Origin of the sequence: Providencia sp. PROV255, assembly GCF_028478065.1 — a bacterium.
GTDB classification, from domain to species: Bacteria; Pseudomonadota; Gammaproteobacteria; order Enterobacterales; family Enterobacteriaceae; genus Providencia; species Providencia rettgeri.
In genome coordinates, this window is the sequence record NZ_JAMPMI010000009.1 from 246,206 (window position 1) to 268,322 (window position 22,117).

At 40.2% G+C, this 22,117-nt stretch carries 20 protein-coding genes; 12 read left to right on the plus strand and 8 right to left on the minus strand.

The annotated features are described in order from the left end of the window. Window position 1: 1 nt before the first annotated feature. The 6 genes from napB to napF are packed head-to-tail and all read right to left on the minus strand — an operon-like array spanning window position 2 to window position 5,241. Window positions 2-451 (minus strand): nitrate reductase cytochrome c-type subunit, encoded by a 450-nt coding sequence (napB, locus tag PR725_RS10400; protein ID WP_004913351.1) that lies wholly within the window; start codon window positions 449-451, stop codon window positions 2-4. After that, a complete protein-coding gene (napH, locus tag PR725_RS10405) occupies window positions 448-1,311 on the minus strand; it encodes a quinol dehydrogenase ferredoxin subunit NapH (protein WP_004262229.1) in 864 nt (287 codons plus the stop codon). The genes napB and napH overlap by 4 nt, the downstream gene beginning before the upstream one ends. Then, complete coding sequence (napG, locus tag PR725_RS10410) at window positions 1,298-2,008, minus strand: ferredoxin-type protein NapG (protein WP_004262231.1); 711 nt, start codon at window positions 2,006-2,008, stop codon at window positions 1,298-1,300. The genes napH and napG overlap by 14 nt, the downstream gene beginning before the upstream one ends. 6 nt (window positions 2,009-2,014) lie before the next feature. Continuing rightward, window positions 2,015-4,501, minus strand: coding sequence for a nitrate reductase catalytic subunit NapA (napA, locus tag PR725_RS10415; protein WP_004913361.1), 2,487 nt, complete (start codon window positions 4,499-4,501; stop codon window positions 2,015-2,017). Beyond that, entirely contained in the window at window positions 4,482-4,760 is a 279-nt protein-coding gene (gene napD, locus PR725_RS10420) for a chaperone NapD (RefSeq protein ID WP_004913364.1), read from the minus strand. Before napD ends, napA begins: the two co-directional genes overlap by 20 nt. Further along, the gene (gene napF, locus PR725_RS10425) at window positions 4,750-5,241 is read right to left on the minus strand and encodes a ferredoxin-type protein NapF (protein ID WP_004262238.1); all 492 of its coding nucleotides are present in this window, start codon (window positions 5,239-5,241) and stop codon (window positions 4,750-4,752) included. Before napF ends, napD begins: the two co-directional genes overlap by 11 nt. A gap of 806 nt (window positions 5,242-6,047) precedes the next feature. On the opposite strand from napF, the gene nrfA reads away from it, so the two are divergent. From nrfA to yegD, 8 genes are all read left to right on the plus strand, one after another. Next, complete coding sequence (nrfA, locus tag PR725_RS10430; protein ID WP_109912716.1) at window positions 6,048-7,481, plus strand: ammonia-forming nitrite reductase cytochrome c552 subunit; 1,434 nt, start codon at window positions 6,048-6,050, stop codon at window positions 7,479-7,481. 47 nt (window positions 7,482-7,528) lie between these two features. After that, a complete protein-coding gene (gene nrfB, locus PR725_RS10435) occupies window positions 7,529-8,098 on the plus strand; it encodes a cytochrome c nitrite reductase pentaheme subunit (protein WP_004913368.1) in 570 nt (189 codons plus the stop codon). Continuing rightward, window positions 8,095-8,766: a cytochrome c nitrite reductase Fe-S protein gene (nrfC, locus tag PR725_RS10440; RefSeq protein WP_004913371.1), complete on the plus strand. Its 672-nt coding sequence runs from the start codon at window positions 8,095-8,097 to the stop codon at window positions 8,764-8,766. The genes nrfB and nrfC overlap by 4 nt, the downstream gene beginning before the upstream one ends. Continuing rightward, on the plus strand, window positions 8,763-9,719 hold the full coding sequence (gene nrfD, locus PR725_RS10445; protein WP_004913373.1) for a cytochrome c nitrite reductase subunit NrfD: 957 nt from the start codon (window positions 8,763-8,765) through the stop codon (window positions 9,717-9,719). The genes nrfC and nrfD overlap by 4 nt, the downstream gene beginning before the upstream one ends. A gap of 24 nt (window positions 9,720-9,743) precedes the next feature. Continuing rightward, window positions 9,744-11,618 (plus strand): heme lyase CcmF/NrfE family subunit, encoded by a 1,875-nt coding sequence (locus PR725_RS10450; protein WP_248445581.1) that lies wholly within the window; start codon window positions 9,744-9,746, stop codon window positions 11,616-11,618. Beyond that, window positions 11,611-12,657 (plus strand): heme lyase NrfEFG subunit NrfF, encoded by a 1,047-nt coding sequence (gene nrfF, locus PR725_RS10455; RefSeq protein ID WP_109912718.1) that lies wholly within the window; start codon window positions 11,611-11,613, stop codon window positions 12,655-12,657. The genes PR725_RS10450 and nrfF overlap by 8 nt, the downstream gene beginning before the upstream one ends. 329 nt (window positions 12,658-12,986) lie before the next feature. Continuing rightward, window positions 12,987-13,385: a hypothetical protein gene (locus PR725_RS10460; protein ID WP_110732116.1), complete on the plus strand. Its 399-nt coding sequence runs from the start codon at window positions 12,987-12,989 to the stop codon at window positions 13,383-13,385. 407 nt (window positions 13,386-13,792) lie between these two features. Then, on the plus strand, window positions 13,793-15,145 hold the full coding sequence (yegD, locus tag PR725_RS10465; protein ID WP_198635033.1) for a molecular chaperone: 1,353 nt from the start codon (window positions 13,793-13,795) through the stop codon (window positions 15,143-15,145). 82 nt (window positions 15,146-15,227) lie between these two features. Here the strand turns inward: yegD and PR725_RS10470 are convergent, their stop codons facing one another. Then, window positions 15,228-15,707, minus strand: coding sequence for a DUF4822 domain-containing protein (locus PR725_RS10470; protein WP_004913390.1), 480 nt, complete (start codon window positions 15,705-15,707; stop codon window positions 15,228-15,230). Between the two features lie 185 nt (window positions 15,708-15,892). Continuing rightward, a complete protein-coding gene (locus PR725_RS10475; protein ID WP_109912720.1) occupies window positions 15,893-16,747 on the minus strand; it encodes a LysR family transcriptional regulator in 855 nt (284 codons plus the stop codon). Between the two features lie 109 nt (window positions 16,748-16,856). Here PR725_RS10475 and PR725_RS10480 point away from each other — a divergent pair, with 109 nt between their 5' ends. The 4 genes from PR725_RS10480 (at window position 16,857) to ynfF (ending at window position 22,107) form a co-directional block, all read left to right on the plus strand. Next, the gene (locus tag PR725_RS10480; protein WP_109912721.1) at window positions 16,857-17,327 is read left to right on the plus strand and encodes a multidrug/biocide efflux PACE transporter; all 471 of its coding nucleotides are present in this window, start codon (window positions 16,857-16,859) and stop codon (window positions 17,325-17,327) included. Between the two features lie 377 nt (window positions 17,328-17,704). Continuing rightward, window positions 17,705-18,172 carry a hypothetical protein gene (locus PR725_RS10485; protein ID WP_272568892.1) on the plus strand — a complete coding sequence of 156 codons (468 nt, stop codon included), beginning with the start codon at window positions 17,705-17,707 and terminating at the stop codon, window positions 18,170-18,172. A gap of 289 nt (window positions 18,173-18,461) precedes the next feature. Further along, the gene (locus PR725_RS10490; RefSeq protein WP_109912723.1) at window positions 18,462-19,208 is read left to right on the plus strand and encodes an energy transducer TonB; all 747 of its coding nucleotides are present in this window, start codon (window positions 18,462-18,464) and stop codon (window positions 19,206-19,208) included. Window positions 19,209-19,680: 472 nt separating this feature from the next. Then, window positions 19,681-22,107: a selenate/tellurate reductase subunit YnfF gene (gene ynfF / locus PR725_RS10495; protein WP_442959431.1), complete on the plus strand. Its 2,427-nt coding sequence runs from the start codon at window positions 19,681-19,683 to the stop codon at window positions 22,105-22,107. Window positions 22,108-22,117 lie beyond the last annotated feature (10 nt).

Sequence of the window (22,117 nt, forward strand, 5' to 3'; positions counted from 1 at the left end):
CTTATTTCCCAAAACCTTTGGATGGGGTAAATGTGTTATCAACAATCGGTGCTGTGTCTGACTGAGGCACGTGGCACTGTAAACAGAAGTAGCGATTTGGTGCAACTTCGCCAAGGACTTTGCCTGTTGCATCCATAAAGTGCGTTGGGCTGACTCTTGGTGCCCCTGTCGTGCGGTAATTTTCCACACCATGGCATTGCAAGCAACGATTAGTATTGGTGGTAATTTGATAACCTTCAACACTATGTGGGATCATTGGTGGTTGATTCACATAGTTTAATGCCATTCTTTCTTGCTCTTTCGGAATATGAATGCTTCCTTCTGACGTACCAGATACTTCTGGTGATTGGGTCAGGTCTACACCATTAGCAGCCCAAACAAGACTGCTTACAACAAAGGCCATTCCAGCCACCCAACGGCTGATCGTCTTTTTCAGGACAGGATTTTTCATGATTTTGCTCCCGAACTCCATCTTAGTGTTATTTTAAAAACATCCTCAGAACAAACATCGATGCAACGACCGCAAGTGATGCAATCTTTATCGGATATCTGCGCTGGAGCTTGTTTATCTAGGACCGGTGCGCGCAGAACTTGCGGCTCCGGACAAATGTGGAAACAGTCCATACAACGGCTACAGTTTTCTTTATTTTCCGCTGTAACAACCAATGCGCCCTTGCACCCTGCCACGCCATATAGCGCACCTAATGGGCAAAGGTGACCGCACCAACCATGTTCCACAACTAATAAATCGAATAAAAACAGTGCAACTAAAACCAATGCACCGCTGCCAAAACCAAAAATTAAACTGCGCCCCATTAATGAAACTGGATTAAGCCATTCCCAAAGTAAGGTACCTGTAATAGCAGAACCGATCAGGATCACGACCAGCAATACATAGCGAATATTGCGCGGTATTGTTGCGGATTGGTTAAAATCAAATTTACGTCTTAACCACGCCGCCGCATCCGTCACTGGGTTTACAGGACAGACCCAACTACAGAAAATGCGCTTACCCAGCAGTGCATAAACCCCGAATACGATAGCAGCCCCAACTAATGCTGAGATCCCCGGTAAGTAACCACTTGCTAAGCTCTCTAAGGTGATTAATGGGTCAGTCAAAGGTACGGTGTCTAACAATAAGCTACTGCTGTAGTTACCATGTAAAATCCATACCCCAAACCATGGCCCACTCAAGAACATCGCTAACACCAGCAATTGGCTTATACGTCTAAACACCAACCATTTGTGGCTCTGCCACCAGCCTTTTTTTGCCTGAGCTTCACGTCCGGCATCACGTTTACGATTCGCCATTGTTACCCTCCAGCCAACCAAAGCGGTAATGGTGTCCTAACTCACCTTTCGCCAGCGACCTTGGTAATACCTTGATAGCTGCCTCTTCCAATACACATGCCTGTTCACATTTACCGCATCCCGTGCAGTAGTTGCTATTGACGGTGGGTAAGAAGCGCGCGTGCTTACCTGTTCGGTGGTTTTGTTCAAGTTCCAATGTGATGGCTTCATCAATCAGTGGACATACGCGGTAACATACATCACACCTTAGCCCTTGAAAGTTCAGGCAGTTTTCCTGATCGAGTAAAACGGCTAACCCCATGCGTGCATCGTTAATCGACTCAATGTCTTTATCCAATGCACCACTTGGGCAAACCTTGGCGCAAGGAATGTCCTCACACATTTCACACGGATTTTCTCGGGCGATGAAGTATGGCGTTCCAGAAGCCAAACCGGATGCCAATGTCGCTAATTTCAACATGTCATACGGGCAGGCTTGAACGCATTGTCCACAGCGGACACATGCACTGGCAAATGCTTTTTCATCAAGGGCTCCCGGCGGACGAAGCTTGACGCCACTCGCACGGGAAGTTTGTTGCTGAAGCCCCAGCACCACACCAACAGCCGCCAACCCACCCGCAGTACGGGCGACATCGCGTAAAAAGCGACGACGACTATTCTGGGACTTAGCCTGTTGAGACTTAGCTTTCTGGGGCATGAGCAATTACACCTTTTCCAGTTTAACGGCACATTTTTTGTAATCCGTTTCTTTTGAAAGCGGATCGGTTGCATCCAGTGTTAAGTTATTCACTAGCTGCGCAGCATCGAAGAACGCCATGTAAACTAAGCCTTTTGGTGGTCTATTACGGCCACGTGTTTCGACAATCGTGGTCACATCACCACGGCGTGAAACCACTTTGACTTTATCACCACGGCGTAAACCTCTCTCTTTCGCATCGATTGGATGTATAAACACAAGAGATTCAGGGAAAGCACGGTGCAGTTCAGGAACACGGCGTGTCATACTACCGGTATGCCAATGTTCTAATACACGGCCTGTTGATAACCATAAGTCATATTCTTTATCTGGCGATTCCGCAGCAGGCTCAAATGGCAGAGCAAAAATCACCGCTTTACCATCTGGTTTACCGTAGAATTGATAACCCGCGCCAGCCTTAACGTAAGGGTCATTTCCTTCGCTATAACGCCACTGAGTTTCTTTGCCATCAACCACTGGCCAACGGATACCGCGCGCTTTGTGGTAGTCATCAAAATCAGCCAAATCATGACCATGACCGCGACCAAAGCCAGCGTATTCCTCGAACAGCCCTTTTTGTAAGTAAAAACCTAATTCACGAGACTCATCATTAAGTTGGTCTTCTGCTAACTCGCTCACAGGGAACTTCGTTACAGCTTGGTTAGCGAATAACACGTCATATAGGGTTTTACCGCGTAATTCAGGTTTTTTCGCGAGTAACTCTTCAGGCCACACTTCATCCGTTGTAAAGCGTTTAGAAAACAGTACCATCTGCATTAAGTCAGATTTTGCTTCGCCTGGTGCCTTAACTTGCTGGCGCCAAAATTGGGTACGACGTTCCGCATTACCGTAAGCCCCTTCTTTTTCTACCCACATGGCTGTCGGTAAAATTAAGTCGGCAGCCAATGCGCTGACCGTTGGGTATGGGTCAGATACCACGATAAAGTTACGTGGGTCGCGCCAACCAGGCATACGCTCTTGGTTGATATTCGGGCCCGCTTGCATGTTGTTGTTACACATTACCCAGTAGAAATTCAATTTACCGTCTTTTAAAGCACGGTCTTGGGCAACGGCGTGTAAACCCACTTTTTCAGGGATCGTCCCAGCAGGTAACCCCCACACACCTTCTACTTTTTCACGGTGTTTTTCATTGGTAACCACCATATCCGCAGGTAAACGGTGTGAGAACGTACCGACTTCACGAGCAGTACCACACGCTGATGGCTGGCCTGTTAATGAGAACGGCCCACAACCCGGTTGAGAAATTTTTCCTGTCAGTAAGTGCAAGTTATACGCTAAGTTATTCGCCCAAACACCGCGAGTGTGCTGGTTAAAGCCCATGGTCCAATAAGAAACCACTTTCGTTTTAGGGTCTGCGTAAAGTTTAGCGAGTTCTTCTAACTGATCTTTTGGAACCCCGGTCATTTCTGCGGTTTTGTCTAACGTATATTCTGCAACAAAGGCTTTATACTCGTCCCATGTCATTGGCTCAGACGCATCAGAACCTGCATTTTTCGCATTTTGTTCGAGTGGGTGAGTTGGGCGTAATCCATAACCGATATCTGTTGCACCACGACGTAAATTCACGTGTTTATCGAGGAATTCCTGATTAACTGCGTTATTTTGAATGATATAGTTTGCAATATAGTTCAGGATCACCAAGTCAGATTGTGGTGTAAAGACGATGCCGTTATCCGCTAATTCAAAGCTACGATGTTTGAAAGTCGATAACACCGCAACACGCACGTCAGGGTTAGACAGACGACGGTTGGTGATACGAGACCACAAGATTGGGTGCATTTCTGCCATGTTTGAACCCCAAAGGACAAACGCGTCAGCATGCTCAATGTCATCATAACAACCCATTGGTTCATCCATACCGAAAGTACGCATGAAGCCCACTACCGCAGAAGCCATACAGTGGCGTGCATTAGGGTCTAAGTTATTAGAACGGAAACCACCTTTGAACAGTTTTGATGCCGCATAGCCCTCCCAAACTGTCCACTGGCCCGAACCGAACATACCAATCCCTTCAGGACCTTTTTCTTTTAATGTGGTTTTGACTTTTTCTTCCATAACATCAAAGGCTTGCTCCCACGTAATCGGTGTGAACTCCCCATTTTTGTCATATTCGCCGTCTTTCATACGCAACATTGGCTGCGTTAAACGGTCTTTTCCGTACATAATTTTTGGTAAGAAATACCCTTTGATACAGTTTAGACCACGGTTTACAGGGGCTTCTGGGTCACCTTGGCTGGCCACAATACGACCATTTTGAGTGCCCACCAGTACCCCACAGCCTGTACCACAAAAACGACAAGGGGCTTTGTCCCATTTAATACTTTCTTGTTGACCAACCACTGCTTTCGCAATGCTCGGTGCGCCAATACCTGCCGCCGCAGCAGCGGCCGCTATCGCATTGGCTTTCATAAAGCTACGACGACTGAGTTTCATAATCTTCCTCACCTTGCTCTTCCTGCTGATGGTAAACCAGCGAAACATCTAGTACGCCGTCAATATCGCGTACTAAATCAATAGTATCTAACAACGTTCTACTACCTTGCCCTTCAACAACCACAATCAGTTTTCCGTTTTCCGGGGCGCTTAGCGCCACTTCACAATGGGAAAGTTGATTAATTTCTTCGGCCACAGTAGACAGTCGCTCACTTTTTACTTGTACTATTAAACTGCACACTTGATAGTTACTGTGCATGTTCATGCTCCACGGTAATGGCTGAAACTGGGCAACCTGCGACGCAAGCACCACAGCCTGTACAACCTGGTGTTTCTACTTTTGGCTGGTATATACCGGCCATTGACGGACGAAAAGAGATGACTTCAGGCTCACAACTGTCTTGGCAACGACGACATTCAATCGAAAGATAAGCAAGACAATTTTGGCCAATCGAAATTGAGATATCCCAAGGTTGGGAATGTTTTGGTAGGAAAATAGGTTCTGGACATGCTGTTGCACATGCATAGCAAAATGTACATTCACCACGCTTAAAATCAACAACAGGGTAGCCCCCTGCTCCTGGTTGGATAATTGCCGTTTCGCAACTTTCAACACAGGCATTGCAACGGGTACACAATTCGATAAATTGCGTTTCACTACCACTCCATGGCGGCCGAACCACTGGGGCTGCACTACGCCACGCACCAGTTAATACTCCCCGACGGGTGAGATCAACCATGTTTTTTTCCTTTACATTGCCAACAAAAAAACTAAAACGTATTGATAAACCGCATTTTTTATATGTGTATTTATGAGAAATATTAACGATAGAGGTTATAAAAATACATACTACCAAGTGGGTAAAAGAGGTAATTACCCGTATACGACTAGAAATGACAACATTTACGTTATTTACTCACCATTAGCTAAAAGTAGCACCAAAATGATAACCAAGTAGGCCTTTTTAATTATTTATTAACATTTTTTTAATATGTATTATTAATTTAAACTCAAGTTTTAATTTTTTAAATTATAATTCCAGCTCAAAACTACCACTAAAGTGGTATGTACAATGTCATTTAGCAAAAAAATATCTGTATTTTTTTTGATATTAAACAACTTTCATTTCTAACTTTATTTTAAAAACAGCACTCAAATATTTAAAATAAAAAAATTATTTTAAAATCAATAAAATAAAATCAGATAACGCCAAATATCAAAATAAGAATCATTACTAATTAATTATTAAAAGTAACAGTTTAAAACTACAGAAAAATAACTATATCAATTTCAATAATACCTATTTTTTATTATTTCCTCACATTCTATTTCCTTATTACAAATTATCTTTTGATCAAAAACAATATTTTTAGTGTGGTTTTTTGTTACACATATAAATTGGCAATGTCTTGGTAGCAGATGAAAGCTTGCTATCAAACCTAAATAACAAAAAGATACCCAAAATAGTTCGAGTCACAGGTCACATTACAACAACAACTCGAAAAATGAAGGGATGACTGGCTAAAATTACTCGAGGCCCTTTTTATGGCAAACATAAGAAATAATGCACTATGCTTATTGAGTCTGGTTGCAGGAATATTTCTCTTTACCTCTGTTCATGCTCAAACTCCGACTAAAGATAGTACATCTACCATCAACGCTCGAAATGAAACTTTCGAAGCTGCTCACCCTGATCAATACCACTCTTGGCGAGCAACATCCGAGCAATCAAACCGAGAAGACGCATTAGCGGAAGACCCTCGCTTAGTCGTTCTCTGGGCTGGATACCCATTCTCACGCGACTACAACAAACCTCGTGGTCACGCCTATGCCATCATCGACGTCCGTGAAACCTTACGAACTGGTGCTCCGAAAGATGCCCAAGATGGCCCGCTTCCGATGGCATGTTGGAGCTGTAAAAGTCCCGATGTGGCTAGGCTTATCCAAGAACATGGCGAAGATGGCTATTTCGAAGGTAAGTGGGCAAAAGGTGGCCCAGAAGTGGTGAATGTCTTAGGTTGCGCAGATTGCCATAAAACCGACTCAGAGGATTTTGCAAAAGGTAAACCAGAGCTAACACTTTCTCGCCCTTATGCAGAGCGTGCAATGGAAGCGATTGGCAAACCGTTTGATAAAGCCAGCCGGTTCGACCAACAGTCCATGGTGTGTGGCCAATGCCACGTAGAATATTATTTCTCTGGTGATAAAAAAGCCGTGAAATTCCCATGGGATAACGGCACCAAAGTGGAAGATATGGAAGTCTACTACGACAACATTGGTTTCTCTGACTGGACCAACTCACTGTCGAAAGCTCCAATGCTAAAAGCCCAACACCCAGAATATGAAACTTGGAGTGCGGGTATTCATGGCAAAAATAACGTGACCTGTATTGATTGCCATATGCCAAAACTGCAAAACGAAAAAGGCGAACTGTATACCAGCCATAAAATTGGTAATCCATTCGACAATTTCGAACAAACCTGTAGCACTTGCCATACCCAAAGCAAACAACAACTGCAAGATGTGGTTGCTGAACGTAAAGTCGCTATCCAAGAGATGAAAATCAAAGCGGAAGACCAATTGGTTCGCGCTCACTTTGAAGCGAAAGCCGCATGGGATGCAGGCGCAACAGAAGATGAAATGAAACCAATTTTAACCGATATTCGCCATGCACAATGGCGCTGGGATTTAGCTATCGCCTCCCACGGTATTCATATGCACGCACCAGATGAAGGCCTACGTATGTTAGGTGGTTCGATGGATAAAGCGGCAGATGCACGTACCAAACTCGCTCGCCTGTTAGGCTCTAAAGGCATCACCCATGAAATTGCCATTCCAGATATTTCAACCAAGGAAAAAGCACAACAAGCCATTGGTTTAGATATGCAAAAAATCAATGCGGAGAAACAAGAGTTCTTAAAAACTGTCGTTCCGCAATGGGATGACCAAGCTCGTAAAAATGACCTATTAGCCAAATAACCATGATTTGCCCCAAATAATGGGGCAATACAACCAATGGAGTGAATATGAGCGTACTACGTTCGTTATTAACTGCTGGGGTGCTGGCAACAGGCTTATTATGGGCAACAGCCGCATCCGCAACCCCACAAATGGCACAAGAAAATGCAGAAGGCCGTTGGGTTGTCACGCAGCAACGCAGTGCTGACAGCGCCTGCTTAGACTGTCATAAACCAGACCAAGAAGGCATGCATGGCACTCACGCAGAAGTGATTAACCCTAACAATAATTTACCCGTGACTTGTACCAACTGCCACGGTAACCCAGGGCCTGATCACCGTGAAGGCGTCAAAGATGTCATGCGCTTTAACAACCCAATGTATAACGTTGAACAACAAAACAGTGTCTGTCTGTCATGTCACTTACCAGAGCAACTACAAAAAGCGTTCTGGCCTCATGATGTCCACGTCACCAAAGTGGCCTGTGCCAGTTGCCATGACCTTCATCCGAAACAAGATACGATGAAGGTACTGACTGATAAGGGCAAAGTAAAAATATGTGTCGACTGTCACTCAGATCAACGCAATAACCCTGATTTCAATCCAGCAGCGGTGAAATTGCGTAAGGAGCAGCCATGAGTTGTTCTCGTCGTCAATTCATTATCTACACAGGAGCACTGGCGGCGGTAGGAGGGGTTGCTAGCCATACGCTAGCTAACACCATGAAAATAGATGGCGTTCGCTACGGCATGGTGCACGATGAAAATCTGTGCATCGGCTGTACGGCGTGTATGGATGCGTGCCGAGAGGTTAACCAAGTACCGGAAGGTGTTTCACGGTTAACCATCATCCGTAGTGAGCCCATAGGCCAATTTCCTGATGTTAAATACCGTTTTTTTCGCCATTCCTGTCAACATTGTGAAAGTGCGCCTTGTGTTGATGTTTGCCCTACTGGTGCCTCTTTTATCGACAAAACAACGGGGATTGTTGATGTAAACCCTGACTTATGTGTCGGCTGCCAATACTGTATTGCTGCCTGCCCTTATCGTGTCAGATTCATTCACCCTATCAATAAAACTGCGGATAAATGTGATTTTTGTCGTAAAACGAATCTAAAAAAGGGTAAGCAACCAGCTTGTGTCGAGTCTTGCCCGACCAAAGCATTAACCTTTGGTAATTTAGATGATCCTAAGAGCGATATTTCGTTGATGCTAAAAGAAAAACCGACTTATCGATTCAAGATTGCACTCGGTACTCACCCCAAAATGTATCGAGTCCCGTTCAAATATGGGGAGGTTAGCCAATGACAACAGCTTCTGCTTTCCATTTTGAATCCTTAGTGTGGGACTGGCCCATTGCCGTTTACTTATTCTTAATTGGTATTTCAGCTGGGCTCGTGGTACTTGCGGTACTTATGCGCCAGTATTATCCCACTGCGGCTGGCAGTGATAGCACTCTCATGCGCACAACACTGATTTTAGCTCCGACAACAATCATCTTTGGGTTATTGATCTTAATTCTCCATTTGACGCGTCCATGGACATTCTGGAAATTAATGTTTCATTACAGCCCAACTTCGGTGATGTCGATGGGGGTAATGTTATTCCAAGTGTATATGGCTGTACTTGTTATTTGGCTTGCTAAAATTTATGAAAAAGAGCTCATGGTTTTACAGCAAAAATGGCTGCCTAAGTTTACGCTTATCCCAAGAATATTAACCCTGCTAAATCGTGCGATGCGTTCTCTGGATATTGTAATGCTAGTCTTGGCTGTTTTGCTTGGGGCTTATACCGGATTTTTACTTTCAGCATTAAAATCTTATCCATTCTTAAACAATCCATTATTACCAGCTTTATTCCTATTTTCAGGAATATCGTCAGGTATCGCGGTATCATTAATGGCAATAGCATTACGCTACCGTAAAAATATCCATAACGACGAAACCGCATTTTTACACCGTATCGAAGGCTTTGTTATTTGGCTCGAGATATTCCTATTAGCAGCCTTTTTTGTCGGGCTAGCGTTAGGGGATGACGGGAAAATTCGTTCATTAATTGCCGCATTAGGCGGTGGTTTCTGGACTTGGTGGTTTTGGATTGGCGTTGTCGGGTGTGGTTTTATTATTCCTCTGCTATTCAAAAAATGGATGGATAAAGGACAAGGTGCAGCAAGAGTATTGATTATCAGTGGTGCAAGCTTACTGGGTGTCTTCTGCTTACGCTTCTTTGTGTTATACGCAGGGCAGTTGACCGTCGCATAACTCACTCAAAAATAAGGGTAATCATTGGAACTAATACTCCCAGAAATTGGCTTTCTCTGCCTCGCATTGGCACTCTGTATTGCCTGTTTCCAAGCATTGTTTGGAGTTATTGGTTTCTTCCGCCATATTCCGAGGCAAATGCCTCGGAATATTCTTTGGACCTACTTACAGTTTCTTTTCTTGCTCGTTGCCTATGTTTGTTTAACTCTCAGCTTTATTCAAAGTGATTTTTCAGTCGTGTATGTGGCGCAACATAGCCACCGGCTATCGCCGCTATATATTAAAATTGCCGCAGTATGGGGAGGCCATGAAGGCTCAATATTTCTTTGGCTACTGTTTATCTCTGCTTGGAGTTGCCTATTTGCATGGTGTTATCGTCGGCAAACTCACCCCGTATTTCCTCTCACATTAACCCTACTCGCTATTATTAGTACCGCATTATTACTGTTTATCGTCTTTTATTCGGACCCCTTTGTTCGCATTTTCCCTCCTGCTATTGAAGGGCGAGATCTCAACCCAATGCTGCAACATTGGGGGTTGATATTACACCCTCCACTACTTTATTTAGGTTATAGCGGGTTAATGGTCGTGACCGCCTTAGCACTTGCATCCACGCTGTGCACGCAATTTAACCAAACAGTTGCAAGGCTCTGTTGGCGCTTTGTCGTTCCTAGTTGGTGCATACTCACTTTGGGTATCACACTGGGTTCATGGTGGGCATACAGTGAACTTGGTTGGGGGGGATGGTGGTTTTGGGACCCAGTTGAAAATGCATCACTGTTACCATGGCTAAGTGCAACTGCGTTATTCCATAGCCTTACCATTTCATACAAAACGGGTCATTATCGTCATTGGTCAATATTACTGGCGATCCTCACGTTTATTTTATCTCTATTGGGCACGTTGATTGTACGCTCAGGTATTTTAATGTCTGTCCATGCGTTTGCTTTAGATAACGTTAGGGCTGTCCCCCTCTTTTTACTATTCAGTTTCCTGAGTTTCGGTGCTTTATGTATATATGGTTGGAAAGCTAAAAACATTGATAATTTACCAACCAAAACTAATCGCCGTCAGCTTTATTTATTACTCACTTTAATCCTATTTTCTACTGTATTATTCATTGTCCTGACGGGCACACTTTACCCGATGATTTACACGTTATTTGGTTGGGGAAAAATATCGGTTGGGGCACCTTATTTTAACCAAGCATTACTACCATTTGGTATTTTGATGCTAATCATAATGGCGGTAAGTGCCATTTATCCGCTCAACAAAACTCGGATTAAAGCCCAATGGCGTATTCTTTTCATTATACTTCTCAGTGTATTAGTAAGCTTATCTCTTTGGTCTAAAGGGATTATTATCGCTCTTTCTTGTGGTTTTTTATTTGCTATTTTACTTATCTTTTGGCTACGACCCATCGATGCTATTCGTCAACAATTCCCTTCCCTTATCGCTCATACAGGGGTTGTGATTTTTGCGGCTGGCATTGCCTTATCCATTGGTAGTCACCATGAAACCAGTGTTAGTCTTTCTGTTGGGCAATCTATCTCACTCGCAGATTATCAATTTCAATTCAACGAGTTGCAACTTGAAGCTAAATCTAATTACACTACCGAAAAAGCCATTATACAAATTAGCAAAGCTAACCAACCATTACACCAGCTAATCACCGAGCGCCGCTTTTATACTGCTCGCCAGCAATTAATGATTGAACCCGGTATATATTGGGGGTGGCTACGTAATTGGTATGCGGTATTAGGTGAGAAAACGGGAACAAATATCTATGCAATACGCCTTTACGTACAAGATGGCATTCAATGGATTTGGAGCGGTGCGTTTGTAATGTGTTTTGGCCTATTAATAAGCTGGATAAAAGGGAGGATAAAAAATGCTTAAAACCCTATTAGCACTATTTTTCCTATGTTGCTCTTTTATATCCAATGCTCAGATTGTTGATGTGTGGCAATTTAATTCTATTGAAGAACAAGAATATTCTTTGCAAATAGCCTCACAATTACGTTGTCCGCAGTGCCAAAACCAAAACTTACTCGAATCCAATGCACCCACTGCAGTAAGTATGCGCCACCAAGTTTTTAAAATGGTTGCAGAGGGGAAAGATAAAGCGCAAATCATGCATTATATGACCGAGCGATATGGCGATTTCGTGCTGTATAATCCTCCCTTGACTATTGGCACCGCACTGCTTTGGGGATTACCGGGCATTGCTCTAGTTGGCATTTTTTATTTCATTTTCAAATTTTATCGCTCACAAAAACAGCCGATTTTAGAGAACAATTTTCACCATCAGCAGGTATTCGAGCAATTATTGTCAGATGATGTAACAGCGCCATCAGTTGCAAAGCAATGGCATATTAATAAATTACTCGCCATATTAATGGTGTCAGTTGTTATTGGTTACTTTTTTTCGCCTCGGTTTGAATTAGCCTACCAGGAATACCAACGTATTTCAGATCCTCTACTCTCATTCACACCATTGCAGCAAGAACAAAATGATTTATTACGCTTGCAAGATGATATTCGCCAATCCCCTAAAAATAGTGAGCTTTGGGCTACACTAGGTGAATACTATCTCTATCAAAATAGTTATGATAACGCATTAATTGCTTATCATAGAGCGTTAAAATATGGAGGAGAAAATGCTCAGATATACTCCGCTATTGCAACCGTTTTATATTACCAAGCAGGTCAACAACTAACAGAAGATGTCAGAGCGGTAATCAACAAAGCATTAAACCTTGATAAACAAGAAATTACTGCTTTAATGCTAGTCGCTTCAGATGCTTTTATGAATGCAAATTATGAACAAGCAATTGATATTTGGCAAAAATTATTAGATAGTAATAGTTCTCGTATTAATCGTTCTCAACTCATTGAAGCTATTCATATGGCAAAAATAATGAAGAACAAAAAATAATAATCTTATTCTATATATTTTCGTTACTCTAGGGATTAATACATACTGAATTATCACAATAGTGATAAAGTATCCTTTTATGAAATGTCTATTTATTTAAATGTGTAATTTTTCGTTTCTTATTGGTTACCATTGTTTCCCTTCTATATTACTTCAAATAATCTTATGTTAGATTGGTAACCGTTAATTATCCCAAATGTAATCCAAGTATATCTCCGTAAGTGAAATCACCAATTAAAAGTTAGCCTATGGCAATGAATTTTTATTCAATTTTTATATTTTGGCATTCATTGGGAGGTTCAAAAATAATAACATAAGAAATAAACACTATGAAAAATAAAATATTTTCATTTTTAGTCGTTGGCCTAATTGCAGGCGCTTCCTTTATAGGAGGCGTTGTAAGTAACTATACACCTGATTTAGATATTGTAGAAAAATCTCAAAAAGCGGTTGAGGATTTTTTAGCATTCCCCAAAACGGCCGAGTATAAAAATGTTAAATATCATGAGATAAGAGAAACCTTAGACCATGGTATGCTAGGTTATGTATGCGGTGAAGTGCTTATTTTCACTAGCCAAAACTCATATTCATTTAAACGTTTTGTGGTCAAAACCTATCTTCATGATGACGGCCGTAATGTTGTTTCTATTCCATTAATTGATAGAGATGATAAAGAATTTCCTAATAATGATTTTAATGTAATTTGGAATAAGTATTGTAATAGTTAAAAATATATAAAACCTAACTGTTTAAATAAGATATTTCCGAGAACCTCTTTAACATTACATTAAAATGTTAAAGAGGAGGAAAAATAAAATATTACATCACAAACCACACTCTAAATAAAAATAGCTTTAAATAACCTTAATATTATCGATAGGTATTTTTATTTATCCACCTTAAGCTAAATTAATTACGCCCTTTTTATGAACATCAATAAATCAATCTTTCAATAATGCTTGCATTTTGTTATAGAGCCTCTGTGCTTTCAGAGCATCTAGACAACATACAATCAATTCAAGCTATCTACTTTTGGATTTTTCCCTTCGCATCGAACTATTTTTTCGATAGTAATTCATTCCTGCTTGATATAAAGTCTCTGCCTTTTTTCAAAGTCGTTACTCTTGGAGGCGAAATGTTTATTGGTTTTGATTACGGTACATCTAACTGTGCTGTCGCAGTCATGAAAAACGGGATACCCACACTATTACCATTAGAAGGCGATAACGTTTATATTCCATCAACCTTATGCGCGCCAACAAGAGAATCAGTTTCTGAGTATTTATTTCGCCATTGTAAAATCTCCCCCTCGAATGAAATCGGACAACAAATTTTAAAAAGATCTATCGCGTTTAACCGTGATGAAGGGATCGATTTACTACCCGAGGACATTGTATTTGGGCAAGCTGCTTTAGATTTATATCTGAGCGACCCTAGAGATGTTTATTATGTAAAATCCCCAAAATCTTTTTTAGGGGCTTCAGGCTTACATGATACTCAAATTAGTTTTTTTGAAGACCTTGTCTGCGCGATGATGAAAAATATAAAGGATACTGCAGAACATTCTTTACAGCAGGTTATTGATGACACAGTCATTGGCCGGCCAATTAACTTTCATGGGCGTGGCGGGGAACTTTCAAATCAACAAGCAGAATCCATACTCTATCGTGCGGCAAAACGCGCAGGTTTTAATCATATTGCTTTCCAGTTCGAACCTGTTGCTGCCGGGCTTGAATATGAATCCACATTAAGTAAAGACCAGATCATCTTAGTCGTTGATATTGGCGGTGGAACAACAGACTGTTCATTAATTCAAATGGGACCGACTTATCGAGGTGCACAAGACAGAACACAATCCTTACTTGCACATAGTGGCCAACGAGTGGGTGGAAACGACCTTGATATTTACCTAGCATTAAAACAATTGATGCCACTTTTTGGGATGGAAAGCCAATCTTTATCGGGCATTAAAATGCCATTTCTACAATTTTGGAACCCGATTGCTATCAATAATGTTGAAGCGCAAAAAGAATTTTACTCACGACAAAATTTGACTGCATTAACACGCTTAAAACAAGATGCAAAAGAGCCTCAAATAATATCTCGATTGTTAGAAGTTTATAATGAAACATTAGGTTATAGCTTAGTACGTAAAGCTGAAGAAGCTAAAATTGCTTTATCGGACACTTCCAGTTATTTAGCTCAAATTAAATTAATTTCTGAAAAACTAGAAGTGAATATTCCACATGAACAAATGGTGGAATCAATTGAATCACCAAAAAGTAAAATGATTGAATTAGTTAAAGAGGCTGTCAATCAAGGTGGGGTCAAACCTGATGCGATTTACGTTACAGGTGGGAGTGCTCGCTCACCAATATTACACCAAGCAATTAGCCAAGAATTACCTAATATTCCTATAGTACGTGGAGACGATTTTGGTTCCGTTACTGCTGGACTAACGCGCTGGGCAGAAACCTGTTTTAAATAAAGCTACAATAGAGCAATAATGCCGCAGAATAAATTACTCAATCAATGAGCTTTATATCTAGACTGCGGCATTGGTTTAAATGTTATTTTTTAACTTTATGGACAATATCAAAGTACTTATCTTTGCTATCTTGCTCTGGATAAATACGATACGTATATTCTTCAGGTGTTACTGTCACATTTTCAACAACACGAGTAAATAAAACTTTACCGTCATCATCTTTCGCTGTTAATGAACGGCTTTTGCCATTTTCATCAAATGACCAGTCACCTTTCATTTTGGGTTTGCCATCGAACGTGGTCATATTAAAAGTCCCGTCTGGATAATATTCGGCAACCCCAAAGAAGTTTGCAACTTGTTTATCTTCTGCATTTACTTCTTTTTTATCTTGATCTAAAGCTTCTGTCGTTACCCAGACTTTGCCTACCATAATTTCTTCGTAAGCATTTAATTTATGTTCTGCTTTCTGTGATTGGCTTGCTGCTGGAGTTGTCGCTGCATTAACAGCAAATGACATAGTAGATACAACAGCAAAAAGTGTAGGTACTAATAATTTTTTCATTTTTATCCTCTAATAAATTAACTCAAACAACAATTTGATTAAGTTTAGATTAGCGATATAAAGCCAACTTTAAAAATTATATTACGTTTATTTACAAGATAACATCTTATTACATTTAATATAGACTGTTTTACAAAATAAAATATAGCACAAACACATTGATTTTAAAATTAATCTCCTTAAATTTAGCTATTAAGTAATTTATTAATCAGCCAGTAACCCGCTTTTCCCGGTGGATTATTCTTAGACCAAACTAAATCCACATCAATTTTACGTGGCCATAAATCATAATTAATACTCACTAAACGGTTATGGCCAAATTGCTTAACTAACCATGTCGGTAATATTGCCCATCCTGCACCTTGTTCTGCCATTTCTAATAATAGTAAATAATTAGGCGCAAACCAGTTCTTTTCACTATTAATAATAATTTGGCTACTACTGCTTAGCCGTAGTTGGCGTGTCATTGTTAAATGCTGATAAGTAATCTTTTTCTCTTTAGCTAATGGATGGCTATTTAATACATATAAACCTAATTCACCTTGAATAGGTAAACGAGAAAAAGAAATATCTGCAGGATATTCTGTTCGAGATTCCATCATACCAACATGAGCCTGTTGGTTTTGGATCATTTCAATAACGGCATTATTTTCTGCAATTAAAAACTCGAACTCAAGATGCGGAAATTGTCTATCTAATGTCGTTACAATATGTTCAGCATGAGGGGGCTGATAAATATCTGAAAAAGCGCAGCTTAATCTTGGTTCTATATCTGGTAGCAGTTCAACTCGAAGCGCTTGAAGACGCTCATCTGCCGATAAAATATCCTCAACTAAACTCAAAACTTTTCTACCTGCAAAAGTTAATGTTGATTCACGTCCCTGCCTATCGAATAACAAAAAGCCCAAGTCGTCTTCAAAACCACTGATTGTCGTACTCACAGTTGATTGGCTTTTATTTAATTTACGAGCCGCAGCAGAGAATGACCTTAGGGATGCCGCCTCCACAAAGGTACGCAATGTTTCTATAGAATAATTCATAAGGTATCGCTTTTTCCGATGGCTGCCATTTTGTATATATATAAAAAAAAGCAAATAATTGCACCCGATTTTTACCCAAAAAATAATTTTCCATATCTTTGAGGTAGTTATGAGCAAGTATACAAAAACATTAACTGAACGAATTTTTCATGCAGTTTCATTTGAAGTCATCGCGATCGCGATAACTGCACCGGTCAGTGCGTGGCTTTTAGGACGCTCAATTTTCCAAATGGGAACAGTCGCTATTGTCTTGTCGACACTGGCAATGCTATTAAACTTATTTTATAACATGGTCTTTGATCGTTATTGGCCCTTATCCAAAGGGCCTCGCCCAGCCAAAGTACGCATTTTTCACGCCGTTGGATTTGAATTGAGCTTTGTGATCATGGGTGTACCAATGCTGGCGTTTTTACTTAAAATGTCATTCTTAGACGCATTCTTACTTGAAATCGGCTTTTTTGCCTTTTTCTTATTTTATACTTATGCGTTTAATCTTGTATATGACATCTTACGTGAGCGTTGGTTTGCGAATAAAGAAAATGCAATACGCGTCTCAGAAACAGCGGTTAAACGTTCTTAATTTTAATTAAATATTCAAACACCGTGTAGCTTATCTATACGGTGTTATTTATGTATCATAAATACGATAAACACGCCGAAATAATTCTCTCTTTTTTTTTGCAAAATGATGAATGCGTTTTATGCACTCATCATATGCATAGATGTCAATTCCATCATTGAACATGATCACCTATATTGACGCCATCGTAATGATTAGTCCTACGATAACTTTATAAAAATACTACTTAGATGCGTTTATCTATCAATAACAGACCTAAGTTCGAGTGCAGTAAATAGAAGTTAAACATTAAATTCCTTCATTTTTTAGAACTCATTTATATAAAGTTATCCATTATTTTATCCAAAGTTTAGGCAATGTTATTTAAAGGTATTCAGATGAACAAACTATTTATTTCTTCTGCACTTTTTCTGGTATTTAATTTAAGTGCTCAAGCAGACGTAACCACCCATAAAAATGCCATTATTTCACTCAGTTTTATTGAAAATAATACCGCTTATGCAAATCAAGCCGCTATTGCTAACCATGCAAAAGCCGCTAATTTATCACCTAATGGTATCCAAGGTATTACGAAATCTTTTGCACAGATGAATTCGCATGAAAAAGCCGCTACTGCATTAAGTTTTAATGAAAATAATATGTCCGCAGCGAACCAAGCAGCCATTAATTCACATCTAAAAGCTGGTAATTTAGCAACAGATAAAATTAATGGTATCAGCAAAAGTTTTTTAGCAATGGATGGACATGAAAAAGCCGCAGTCGCGTTGAGTTTTACCGAAAACAACCAATCCCCTTCTATCAAATCCGCTGTACAGCAACACTTAAGCAGGAGTCAGACAAAATAATAAAATAGAGAATGATATTTAACTGATTTATCACACAATTAATCTTATTAAGGCTTGGTGACTCACCAAGCCTTTTTCATTTTAAAATTATACTATTAAAAATCAATGCATTAATAGTAAATAACATATACCCACCAAAGTTGATAATAACTATCATTTGCAATTGATAATTATTAACATATAATTCGAATCGTTATTTTATCTTATGAGTTATAACTCAAGCATAACTACTTAAGAGCTGTTTTGGTCTACCCTCTTTAGGTTCAACAAGAAAGAATATTGAGGTCTTATGATGAGTCGAAAATTAATCACTTTTACGCTATCCATAACACTGCATATTCTTGTTATTGGGTACTTAACCTATGTTACGGCTCAATCATTATCCTTAAAAAACCAAGCACAACAGGATGCGCCGATTATATCGATCGCATTAACTCAAGCGGTTAACGTTGCAGAACCTGAAGAGCTCCTTCAACCGATAGAACTCCCTAGTGAGGTAAAAATAGAACCCAGCCCAATTATTGAAAATGCCGCCGTTGTTGTGCCTAAAAAGCAAAAAAAGGTGATCAAAACACAAAAAGAACCCGTAAAACCCAAAGAACTCACTAAAAGAACTGAAAACCCCAGCAAACAAGCTGATTCCGAAATTAAAAATGATTTGCCAATCGCACAACAACAAAAAGCCGGTGACCTTGTTTCTTCTCAATCAGCAGGAATTAAAGGCCCCAAAAACCAACATGCGACTAGTGACACGAATAGCCAACTAATTAATGCCTATCGAGAAAAACTGCGCCAAGAAGTTGAGCGAAACAAGCAATACCCTCGCCGCGCAAAAAAAATGAAAAACCGTGGTATCGCAACTATTCAATTTCAATTAAGCCAAACCGGAGAAATTAGTTTAATTCGCTTAGCAAGCAGTTCAGGAAATGATTTATTAGATCAAGCCGCTTTACTTGCAGTACAAAAAAGCCGCTCTGTCGGTAAGCCACCAGCAGGTTTTGCTCAATCTATCACTCTCAATATTGAATTTAATTAACCAACACTGATAATAACAATTATTTTCAATAAAAAAGTACACCTTAATTGGATATTAGATGTTCACTTTATAGTTAGTTATTCTGTATTTATTTTTCATTCCAAAAAATAATAATAAATTTTATTGTTTTTTCAGAGCAATCAATGATCCTAGAGAAATTTATTATTATTTTCCAACTATATGACTAAAAGTCTTCTCCCTATTTTCCGTAAATGGCCTTACCGAGAGAAATATTTTCTCTACAAAACTCAATATTAACATTTCTAAATTTTTAGACACGAGCAATAAAAATAAAACCTGTTTTTATTCATAACGTTATAATGATATCAATTATCATTAATATTTATTATAAAAAAGTTACCAGTTTTGCAAATATAACTTCGTTGATATGGCGCAAAAAAAACTAAATATGTCAGAGTAAGATAGCCCCTGAATAACACTATATTTAATATGGTCATAAAGGCTAATATCAATGAATACAAAAAATAAATTATTAAATAGCCCTATCTCAAGGCGCAATGTCGTGAAATCTGGCGCTGCTGGCGGTTTATTTGCTGCAGTTGGCGGTTTATCACTTCCTTTTAATGCAAAAGCAATCGATACCTCTCAAAACTCAACATCCCCTGAAGAAAAAGCCGTTTGGAGTTCATGTACCGTTAATTGTGGTAGCCGTTGCCTATTACGCCTCCATGTGCGTGACGATGAGGTATATTGGGTTGAATCTGATACCACGGGAAAAGATGAATATGGTAATCATCAAGTCAGAGCTTGCCTGCGTGGTCGCTCAATCCGCAGAAGAATGAATCACCCAGATAGATTGAAATACCCAATGAAACGTGTGGGTAAACGTGGTGAAGGCAAATTTGTCCGAATTTCATGGGAAGAAGCCCTTGATACTGTTGGTAATAGCTTACGCGATATTCTAAAAAATTATGGTAATGAAGCCGTTCACGTTTTATATGGTACTGGCGTTGATGGCGGTAATATCACCAACTCAAATGTTCCTTATCGCTTAATGAATTCATGTGGTGGTTTCCTGAGCCGCTACGGCAGTTATAGTACTGCACAAATTCGTGCAGGTATGAATTACCTATACGGCTCCCAAGAAGCAAATAGCCCCGATGATATTGCAAATACAAAACTAGTTGTGATGTTTGGTAATAACCCTGCTGAAACTCGTATGAGTGGCGGAGGTGTCACTTATTATGTCGAACAAGCGCGCGAACGTTCAAATGCACGCATGATAGTCATTGACCCTCGTTATAATGACACTGCTTCTGGTAGAGAAGATGAATGGTTACCTATTCGTCCTGGTACTGATGGTGCACTTGCTGCCGCATTGGCTTACGTGATTATTACTGAGGATATGGTCGACCAAGAGTTTGTCGATAAATACTGTATCGGCTATGACGAAAAAACCTTGCCAGCTTCGGCACCTAAAAATGGTCACTATAAAGCGTATATTTTAGGCCAAGGTGCTGATGGTATTGCTAAAACACCACAGTGGGCCGCTAAAATTACAGGTATCCCAGCAGATAAAATCATTAAGTTAGCCCGTGAAATAGGCCAAGCAAAACCCGCTTATATTGTTCAAGGTTGGGGTCCTCAACGTCATTCAAATGGTGAACAAACCGTTCGAGCAATTGCCATGTTAGCCATTATTACTGGTAATGTTGGCATTAGTGGTGGAAATTCAGGCTGTCGTGAAGGTACTTATGATTCCGGTGTTGAATGGTTCCCGATGCTCGATAACCCAGTAAAAACTCAGATTTCTGTTTTCACATGGACTGATGCCATCGAACGCGGTACCGAAATGACAGCTATTCATGATGGTATCAAAGGGAAAGATAAATTAGATGTTCCCATTAAATTTTTATGGTGCTATGCCAGTAATACATTGATAAATCAGCATAGTGATATCGCTCGCACCCATGAAATTTTACAAGATGACAGCAAATGCGAAATGATTGTCGGCATCGACCACTTCATGACGGCCTCTGCAAAATATTGCGATATTTTACTACCTGATTTAATGCCTACCGAACAAGAAGATCTTATTCCTAGCGAGTCCGCAGGAAACATGTCGTACATGATCTTAGGCCAACCAGCCACTAGCGCTAAATTTGAGCGTAAGCCCATCTATGAAATTTTGTCAGAAATAGCTAAACGCTTAGGCCCTAATGTCGAACAGAAATTTACCGAAGGCCGCACCCAACACGAATGGGTTAAATATTTATGTGAAAAAAGTCGCGAACGCTTCCCTGATATGCCAACTTATGAAGAAATGAAAACCGTGGGTATTTTCAAGCACAAATGCCCAGATGAGCATGTCATTGGATTTAAAGCCTTCCGAGATAACCCTCAAGCTAATCCACTGAAGACGCCTTCAGGAAAAATAGAAATTTACTCAGAAAGCCTAGCTGAAATAGCAAAAACATGGCAATTAGCACCAGATGATGTGATTGACCCGCTGCCAATTTATACCGAAGGCTTTGAAAGCCATACCGATAGTCTTAATAAAAAATACCCATTACAAATGACAGGGTTTCACTATAAAGCCAGAACACACTCAAGTTATGGCAACATTGATATCTTAAAACAAGCTTGTCGCCAAGAAATATGGATTAACCCTATAGATGCCAAAGCACGTGGTATTAAACAGGGTGATATGGTCAAGGTTTTCAATGACCGAGGTGAAGTTCATATTCCAGCGAAAGTGACACCACGGATCATGCCAGGCGTGACTGCTATGGGCCAAGGGGCTTGGTTAGATGCCGATATGTTTGGCAAAAAAGTAGACCAAGGCGGGTGTATTAATGTCCTCACGACTCAACGCCCTTCACCGCTTGCTAAGGGGAACCCTCAGCATACTAACTTAGTTGAAATTGCAAAACTATAAGGAGCCCGGT

Coding starts and splice junctions, on each gene's coding strand:
- ynfF (WP_442959431.1), top strand. CDS start 19,681: ATGAATACAAAAAATAAATTATTAAATAGCCCTATCTCAAGGCGCAAT.
- nrfF (WP_109912718.1), top strand. CDS start 11,611: ATGCTTAAAACCCTATTAGCACTATTTTTCCTATGTTGCTCTTTTATA.
- nrfC (WP_004913371.1), top strand. CDS start 8,095: ATGAGTTGTTCTCGTCGTCAATTCATTATCTACACAGGAGCACTGGCG.
- PR725_RS10485 (WP_272568892.1), top strand. CDS start 17,705: ATGAACAAACTATTTATTTCTTCTGCACTTTTTCTGGTATTTAATTTA.
- napF (WP_004262238.1), bottom strand. CDS start 5,241: ATGGTTGATCTCACCCGTCGGGGAGTATTAACTGGTGCGTGGCGTAGT.
- nrfA (WP_109912716.1), top strand. CDS start 6,048: ATGGCAAACATAAGAAATAATGCACTATGCTTATTGAGTCTGGTTGCA.
- nrfD (WP_004913373.1), top strand. CDS start 8,763: ATGACAACAGCTTCTGCTTTCCATTTTGAATCCTTAGTGTGGGACTGG.
- PR725_RS10470 (WP_004913390.1), bottom strand. CDS start 15,707: ATGAAAAAATTATTAGTACCTACACTTTTTGCTGTTGTATCTACTATG.
- PR725_RS10480 (WP_109912721.1), top strand. CDS start 16,857: ATGAGCAAGTATACAAAAACATTAACTGAACGAATTTTTCATGCAGTT.
- napA (WP_004913361.1), bottom strand. CDS start 4,501: ATGAAACTCAGTCGTCGTAGCTTTATGAAAGCCAATGCGATAGCGGCC.
- napG (WP_004262231.1), bottom strand. CDS start 2,008: ATGCCCCAGAAAGCTAAGTCTCAACAGGCTAAGTCCCAGAATAGTCGT.
- napB (WP_004913351.1), bottom strand. CDS start 451: ATGAAAAATCCTGTCCTGAAAAAGACGATCAGCCGTTGGGTGGCTGGA.
- PR725_RS10475 (WP_109912720.1), bottom strand. CDS start 16,747: ATGAATTATTCTATAGAAACATTGCGTACCTTTGTGGAGGCGGCATCC.
- napD (WP_004913364.1), bottom strand. CDS start 4,760: ATGCACAGTAACTATCAAGTGTGCAGTTTAATAGTACAAGTAAAAAGT.
- PR725_RS10490 (WP_109912723.1), top strand. CDS start 18,462: ATGATGAGTCGAAAATTAATCACTTTTACGCTATCCATAACACTGCAT.
- nrfB (WP_004913368.1), top strand. CDS start 7,529: ATGAGCGTACTACGTTCGTTATTAACTGCTGGGGTGCTGGCAACAGGC.
- PR725_RS10460 (WP_110732116.1), top strand. CDS start 12,987: ATGAAAAATAAAATATTTTCATTTTTAGTCGTTGGCCTAATTGCAGGC.
- napH (WP_004262229.1), bottom strand. CDS start 1,311: ATGGCGAATCGTAAACGTGATGCCGGACGTGAAGCTCAGGCAAAAAAA.
- yegD (WP_198635033.1), top strand. CDS start 13,793: ATGTTTATTGGTTTTGATTACGGTACATCTAACTGTGCTGTCGCAGTC.